The 3,935-nt window shown below is 64.7% G+C and carries 3 protein-coding genes; 1 reads left to right on the top strand and 2 read right to left on the bottom strand.

Translation table 11 applies throughout. The annotated features are described in order from the left end of the window. Window positions 1–146: 146 nt before the first annotated feature. Both VKP01_RS13070 and VKP01_RS13065 read right to left on the bottom strand, forming a co-directional pair. Entirely contained in the window at window positions 147–776 is a 630-nt protein-coding gene (locus VKP01_RS13070) for a hypothetical protein (RefSeq protein ID WP_324412973.1), read from the bottom strand. Between the two features lie 138 nt (window positions 777–914). Continuing rightward, on the bottom strand, window positions 915–2,117 hold the full coding sequence (locus VKP01_RS13065; RefSeq protein ID WP_324412971.1) for a pyridoxal phosphate-dependent aminotransferase: 1,203 nt from the start codon (window positions 2,115–2,117) through the stop codon (window positions 915–917). A gap of 431 nt (window positions 2,118–2,548) precedes the next feature. Between VKP01_RS13065 and trkA the strand changes: the two genes are divergently transcribed. Beyond that, window positions 2,549–3,934: a Trk system potassium transporter TrkA gene (trkA, locus tag VKP01_RS13060; RefSeq protein WP_324412969.1), complete on the top strand. Its 1,386-nt coding sequence runs from the start codon at window positions 2,549–2,551 to the stop codon at window positions 3,932–3,934. Window position 3,935 lies beyond the last annotated feature (1 nt).

Raw genomic sequence — 3,935 nt, 5'->3', positions numbered from 1 at the left:
AGGGTCCCTGAAAAACGTAGCGTCACCGCCGGCTGATCCGAAGGATTCGCGTGATTCACTGTGAATGCGGTTTAGCCGCTCCGCCCACGCGCGCAAACGCCTGCGCGATCAAGATTCGTAACCGATTGCGACAATACCCACCCGGATCAGCCGTGGCACCGCACGATCATGGCATGTGGCGCGAGCGCGATCAGGCTGAACGCGGTAAGCGCTGCGGCCTCTCGCGGCTGCATCGGCCAGACCGGCCAGTCACCATAGAGCGATATCCCGGTCTGGCCCGGCAGAAGCAGGATCAGGCCGGCGAAGACGAGGGCAACGTATCGCATCAACCCGGTGGCGAGGCGGGTGCGGGGGGGACGACCCGGCTCGGCGAAGCCGAGCCGCACGAAAATCACGCCCGCCCCCAGCACGAAACCGAAAATGATCGCCGCAAAGGCGATGCCGATCAGCCAGGCCGCGCCGAGCATCATGCCCTCGATGAACATCATCCCTCCGGAGAAGAAGGCAGAGCGGGCGATGATGCCGCCGAATGTGGGATACAGCGCCGCCACGAGCAGCGCCGCCACGGCCAGCGGCGCGGTGACGAATCGGGCGAGCGCCAGATCGCTTGGCTCGAGCAGCGCGACGGCAACGATTCGCGCCACGGCGTAGATAACCAGGATCATCAGCGGTGCGAAAGTGTTGAAGAAGAAGCCGTGCAGGATCGGCGCGAAGGACCCTGCCTGGATCTCGAAACGGCTGATCCCGCCAAAGCCCAGCGCCGCCGCCGCGATCACGGCGACGATGAGCGGCGCGAGCGCGACGACGGGGCGGCGCGCCCGGGAGACGGCGAGATGGCTGCGGCTTTCCGTTGCCTGATCCGGAATCGTGATGGCCTCCCTCCGCTGGTTGAACGCATTCAGCCGTGCCGGGCCTCAGCCCAGCGAGCCGCAGAAGCGCTGAATGCGGCTGCAGGCGTCTTCCAGCACCTTGTTCGACGTTGCATACGAAATACGCAGGTTCGGGCCGAGCCCGAAAGCCGAGCCGTGCACCGCCGCGACACCCTCGGCAGAGAGCAGTTCGGAGACGAAATCCTCATCCGACTCGATCACCTTGCCGCCCGGCGTGCGCTTGCCGATCGCCTCGGCGCAGGAGGGATAGACGTAGAAGGCGCCTTCCGGCATCGGGCATTTGAGATATTTCGTCTGATTGAGCATCGAGACGACGAGCTCCCGGCGCTCGGCGAAGGCCTTGCGGAAGACGTCGAGATGCGCCTGCGTCCCGTCGAGCGCCTCGACAGCGGCCCATTGCGAGATCGATGCCGCACCGGATGTCTGCTGGCCCTGCACGAAATCCATGGCCTTGATCAGCTTTTCCGGCCCCGCCGCATAGCCGATGCGCCAGCCCGTCATGGCATAGGCCTTGGAGACGCCGTTCATGGTCAGCGTGCGCTCGTAGAGATTGGGCTCGACCTGAGCGGGTGTGACAAACTTGAAATCATCGTAGACGAGATGCTCGTACATGTCGTCGGTCAGCACCCAGACATGCGGGTGGCGCATCAGGACGTCGGTGATCACCTTCATCTCGTCCCGGCTATAGGCGGCGCCCGAGGGATTCGAGGGCGAATTCAGGATGATCCACTTCGTCTTCGGCGTGATGGCACGCTCCAGCGGCTCGGCCTGGAGCTTGAAATTGTCATCCATGGTCGTATCGACGAAGACCGGCGTGCCGCCGCACAGCCCGACCATCTCGGGGTAGGAGACCCAGTAGGGACGCGGGATGATCACCTCGTCGCCGGGATTGAGCGTGGCGAGCAGCGCGTTGTAGATCACCTGCTTGCCGCCCGTGCCGACGATGGTCTGCGAGGGCTTGTAGTCGAGATCGTTCTCGCGCTTGAACTTCTTCGCGATCGCCTCGCGCAGGGGCACGATGCCGGAGACGGGCGTGTATTTCGTCTCGCCGCGCCGGATCGCCGCGATCGCGGCTTCCTTGACATTTTCGGGCGTATCGAAATCGGGCTCGCCGACGGAGAGGCTGATGACATCGACCCCCTCCGCCTTCAGCTCACGCGCCTTCTGCGTGATGACGATGGTGGCGGAAGGCTTGATGCGCGACAGCGCGTCCGACAGAAAACCCATATTCTCCTCCGAAAACCAGCGCCCGGGCGCTTTTTTGATCAGCGCAGCGAACCTAATCCGGCCACAGGGCGCAAGCAAGACGAAAGCATGCGCAATGGTCGGGTTAATCCACCACCTGGAAAACGACGTGCCGGCAGGGCACTAGTTCGCATCCGGGCCCGTGCGAACGCTTCGACATCGCCTCCCCACCCCATCCCCACCCTGAATGCGGGGCGTTGTGCATCTGCGAAAAAGGGCGTAAAGGAGGCGACCCGGTCTCGACCGGGGGCGGCTCGTGCGTGTATCGTCGACACGGAATGCCGGTGGCAGAGGGTCGGCGCGCCCGCGAAAACGTGTCCCGCCTCAAGGGGGCACGCTACGAAGGGTGCGCCGTAAGAGTGTCGCATCGGAACCGGCAGGGGGCCGTTTTCCGTCATGAAGTTACGCTTCTCATGAGAATCATCGTCTGCGGTGCCGGTCAGGTCGGCTCGACCATTGCGCGCCATCTCGCCGTCGAGGGGATGGACGTCACGGTCGTTGATCTCGACGCGGCACAGGCGCGCCGTGTCGACGAATCCTACGACGTGCGCGGCATGGTCGGCCACGCCTCCCATCCGGAGGTACTGGAGAAGGCCGGCGCGCGCGATGCCGACATGCTGATCGCGGTGACCCGATCGGACGAGGTCAACATGGTCGCCTCGCAGGTGGCCTATACGCTGTTCCGGGTGCCGCGCCGCATCGCGCGTGTGCGCCATCACGGCTATCTCGATCCGCTCTCGCGCGCCCTCTACGCCGCCGACCAGCTTCCCATCGACGTGGTGATCTCGCCGGAAGTCGAGGTGGCCAACGGGATCGCCCGGCGTCTGCGCACGCCGGGCGCCTTCGACACGATGCCGCTCGCCGACGGCAAGGTGCAGCTCATCGGCATTCACGCCGACACGCATGATTGCGCCTTCATCGGCAAGGCGATCCGGGACGTGCCCACAATCATGCCCGATCCGCACATGATCGTCGTCGCCGTCATCCGAAACGGCGAGGCCTTCGTGCCCAATGGCGACGACGTGATCGAACTCGGTGACGACGTTTATGTCGTGACCGAGCCTTCGCGGGTCGACCGGGTGATGAGCGCCTTCGGTCACCGGGAGCGGGTGGCGCGGCGCGTGGTCATCATCGGCGGCGGCAATGTCGGGCTCAACCTCGCCAACATGCTCGCGCGCGATGCGCCCTATGTCCGCCTCAAGATCATCGAGCATTCCCGCGAACGGGCCGAATACATCTCCCGCGAGCTCGGCGAGAAGGCCGTGGTGCTGCTTGGCGATGCCCTCGATACCGAGGTGCTCGACGAGGCCAATATCGGCTCGGCAGAGACGGTGGTCGCGGTGACGAATGACGACGAGACCAACATCTTCTCCTCGGTGCTCGCCAAGCGCATGGGCTGCAAGCGCGCGATCACGCTGGTGAACAAATCGAGCTACGAACCGATCATGCCCTCGCTCGGCATCGACGCGGTGGTGAGCCCCAACGCAATCACCATCTCGACCATCCTGCGCCATGTCCGTCACCGCTCGGTGACGGCGCTCTACACCCTGCGCGAGGAATTCGGCGAGGTGATCGAGGCGCGCGCGCAGGAGGGCTCGAAGCTCACATCCGGCCCGCTCAAGGATATCGGCCTGCCCGAGGGCTTCCTGATCGGCGCGGTCGTGCATGACAGCGGTGTGCTGATTCCCACCGCCGAGACCCATATCAAGCCCGGCGACAGCGTCATCGCCATGGTGACCTACAAGGCCCTGCGCAAGGCGGAGGCTTTTCTGGCGGGGGACAGGCGTGACCGAAGCTGAA

This window comes from Saliniramus sp., assembly GCF_035311605.1.
GTDB lineage: Bacteria > Pseudomonadota > Alphaproteobacteria > Rhizobiales > Beijerinckiaceae > Saliniramus.
The sequence above is the reverse complement of the archived record's forward strand: the minus strand, read 5'-3'. Positions and strand labels throughout refer to the sequence as shown.

Coding starts and splice junctions, on each gene's coding strand:
- VKP01_RS13065 (WP_324412971.1), bottom strand. CDS start 2,117: ATGGGTTTTCTGTCGGACGCGCTGTCGCGCATCAAGCCTTCCGCCACC.
- trkA (WP_324412969.1), top strand. CDS start 2,549: ATGAGAATCATCGTCTGCGGTGCCGGTCAGGTCGGCTCGACCATTGCG.